The sequence below is a fragment of the Albidovulum sp. genome (assembly GCF_049646345.1).
Lineage (GTDB): Bacteria > Pseudomonadota > Alphaproteobacteria > Rhodobacterales > Rhodobacteraceae > Albidovulum.
The window spans coordinates 1-3,147 of sequence record NZ_JBARVQ010000189.1 but is presented as its reverse complement, the minus strand read 5'-3'; the positions used below and the strand labels follow the sequence as shown (position 1 = coordinate 3,147).

General features: G+C 64.0%; 2 protein-coding genes. Both read right to left on the bottom strand.

Annotated elements, in window-relative coordinates:
* Window positions 1-122: 122 nt before the first annotated feature.
* Window positions 123-665, bottom strand: a complete 543-nt coding sequence (locus WBB85_RS04620) for a sigma-70 family RNA polymerase sigma factor (protein ID WP_432637452.1) — start codon at window positions 663-665, stop codon at window positions 123-125.
* Entirely contained in the window at window positions 662-2,698 is a 2,037-nt protein-coding gene (locus WBB85_RS04615; protein WP_432637451.1) for an ASKHA domain-containing protein, read from the bottom strand. The genes WBB85_RS04620 and WBB85_RS04615 overlap by 4 nt, the downstream gene beginning before the upstream one ends.
* Window positions 2,699-3,147 lie beyond the last annotated feature (449 nt).

Below are 3,147 nucleotides of genomic sequence, written 5' to 3'. Positions count from 1 at the left end.
GGCGAAGTCTGCGTCGCTGTCGATCAGCGCCTCGGCGGTCAGGCGTTCAGGCAGCGGCAATGTGCCGAGCACATATTCGGCGGCCAGCGCTTCCCGTTCGGGCATATGACCTTCAGGGTCGATCATGCCTCAAGGCACTCCTTCAGTTTCTGCAATCCCCGGCGCAGCCAGGATCGCATTGTGTTCAGTGGCACGTCATGGTGCCGCGACAGGTCTTCATAGCTCAGCCCGTTCAGATAGGCGCCCCGGACCGCATCGGCGCGGGCCGGTTCGAGCGTTTCGAAACAGTCTGCGATGCGCCGGGCTTCACCCCGTGCCACCACGCGTGCCTCCGGCCCCGGTGCCGGATCGCTGATCGCCACCGCTTCGTCATCGGCAGTCACAGCCGGGGCGGGGCGGGCGCGCAAGCGGTCGATGGCATGGTTGCGGGCGACGGCAATAAGCCATGTCATGCCACGCCCCTTCGCCGCCTCATAACGGCGGGCATTCAGCCAGACCCTGGTAAAAACCTCCTGCACGGCATCCTCGGCTTCGCTTCTGTCCTTGAGGATACGCAAGCAGACCCCCAAGAGTTTCGCCGAGGCCTGCGAATAAAGCGTACGAAAGGCCGCGCGGTCGGCGCGGGCGACGCCCTCGATCAGGTCAGAGATCGGATCGTCCGTCATCCTCTCCGGCGGCGGCGGCCGCCTTCTCCGCCAGAACCGGCGGTGTTGAAGCTGACATCGGGCAGGGTGACGATGGCCGACAGTTCAGGGAAGGACGCCGTCGCATGCGGGATCGCATTGGCGGCGACGAAATGCTCCTGAAAGCGCGGCTCGATCGCGGTTTCGACCTTGTGGATGCGGAATACCTCTTCCTCGATCGCTGCCCGCGCGCCGATGTTGCTGAGCGCGATGCGCGCGCCGGTGCCTGCGGCGTTGCCCGCCGAGGTGACCTTGTCGAGCTTGCAGTCCGGGATCATGCCCAGAACCATCGCGTGTTTCGGAGAGATATGGGCCCCGAAGGCCCCGGCCAGAACCACGCGGTCAACCTTGTCGACCTCCAGCTCGTCCATCAACAGCCGCGCCCCGGCATAAAGTGCCGACTTGGCAAGCTGGATCGCGCGGATATCGCCTTGCGTCACGGTGATCAGCGGCCCACCGCCTGCGGTGCCGTCATAGAGCATATAGGCATGGGTCCGCCCCGTCGCGATGCAGCGATTGGTGCCGACCTGTTCGGCCGATCCGATCAGCCCGCTGGTATCGAGAATGCCAGCCATCCGCATCTCGGCCACGACCTCGATGATGCCCGAGCCGCAGATGCCGGAAATGCCGGTCTGGGCGGTGACGGCGGCGAAGCCCTCATCGGTCGACCAGAGATCGCAGCCGATGACGCGGAAACGCGGTTCCTTGGTGACCGGGTCAATCTCGACCCGTTCGATGGCACCGGGTGCGGCGCGTTGACCGGCGCTGATCTGCGCGCCCTCAAAGGCCGGGCCGGTGGGTGAGGAACAGGCCAGCACCCGTTCCTTGTTGCCCAGAAGGATTTCGGCATTGGTGCCGACATCGACGATCAGAACCATGTCCTCGGACTTGTTGGGTTCCTCCGACAGCGCCACGGCGGCGCAATCGGCCCCCACATGACCGGCGATGCAGGGCAGGATGTAGACCCGCGCCTGAGGATGGATCGCATTGAGGTCAAGATCGCGCGCGGCCAGCGACAGGCTGTCCGATGTGGCCAATGCAAACGGCGCTTGCCCCAGTTCCACCGGGTCGATGCCCATCAGAAGGTGATGCATGACCGGGTTGCAGACAAAGACCGTCTCGACGATCTGGCCGGGGTCGATCTCGGCTTCGGTGGCGATGGATTGGGCCAGCCCGTTGATCGCGGTGCGCACGGCCTCGGTCATCTCCCTGTCGCCGCCGGGGTTCATCATCGCATAGCTGACCCGGCTCATCAGATCCTCGCCAAAGCGGATCTGCGGGTTCATGAGGCCCGAGGAGGCCAGCACATTGCCGTTCCTGAGGTCGCAGAGATGGGCGGCGATGGTGGTGGACCCAAGGTCGATGGCGAGGCCATAAAGGCGACCCTCGTAAAAGCCCGGCCAGATGTCGATGATGCGGGGCTTGTTGCGGTGATCGCGGTGGATCGCCACCGTCACCTTCCATTCGCCCTTGCGAAGCGCTGGTTGCAGCTTGCCCAGAAGGCCCGCCTCGGCTTCCAGCCCCTCGATCTGCCACTGGTCGCGCAAGGCGTCGCAAAGCCGCTGAAAATCGCCCGAGGGCGAATGCATGTCGGGTTCCGTCACCTCGACGTAATAGGCATGGGTCGCCGGGTCCATCGTGATGTCGCGGATGGTCGCCGACTTGCGGATCACCTGACGGTGGACCTGGCTTTCCGGCGGCACGTCGATGACGATATCGCCCATGACCTTGGCCTGACAGCCAAGGCGGCGGCCGGTTTTCAGGCCCCGGATACGGTCATAGCGCGCCTCGACCTCATTCCATTCAGAAAGCGCATCCTCACTGACTGTGACGCCATGCTTGGAGAACTCGCCATAGCCCGGCGTGATCTGGCATTTCGAACAGATGCCGCGCCCGCCACAGACCGAATCGAGATCGACGCCCAACTGGCGCGCGGCGGTCAGGACCGGCGTGCCGACGGGAAAACGCCCGCGTTTGCCGGAAGGGGTGAAGATGACAAGGGGATCGCTGCTCATGACTATGTCCGGTCCTAGGGTCCGGGGGACTTTAGCGATTTGAAGAGCAAGGGAAAGGCGGCCAGCGCCGTTTTCTTGTCTGGCTGCGTCATCGGGCGCCATGCCTGTTCGGATCGGTGCAGCCAGAGACGGCGCTCGCGGTATCGGAACCCGGTACGCGCGTCTCGGGATCGGAGGCGGGTCGCCGACACCGGCACCGCCGGTTTGCCGACGTGATCCCGGCCCTGGCCGGGCAGGGTCGGGATCAGGCAAGTCCGTGTCGTGAAAGCGTTAAGCTTCAGGTTGATTTTGACGTAGTAGGAATCGCGCAAAGCGGACTTATCGCGGCGCTAAGATAAGTATTTTTTCGGAGTTTAAGCATGCTCAAGATCCAGACCCCCGACCTGCTGTCCCAAGTGTGCACCGCATTGGCGGACCATCTCGATCTTGATGCAAGCCGGTTCCTGTCC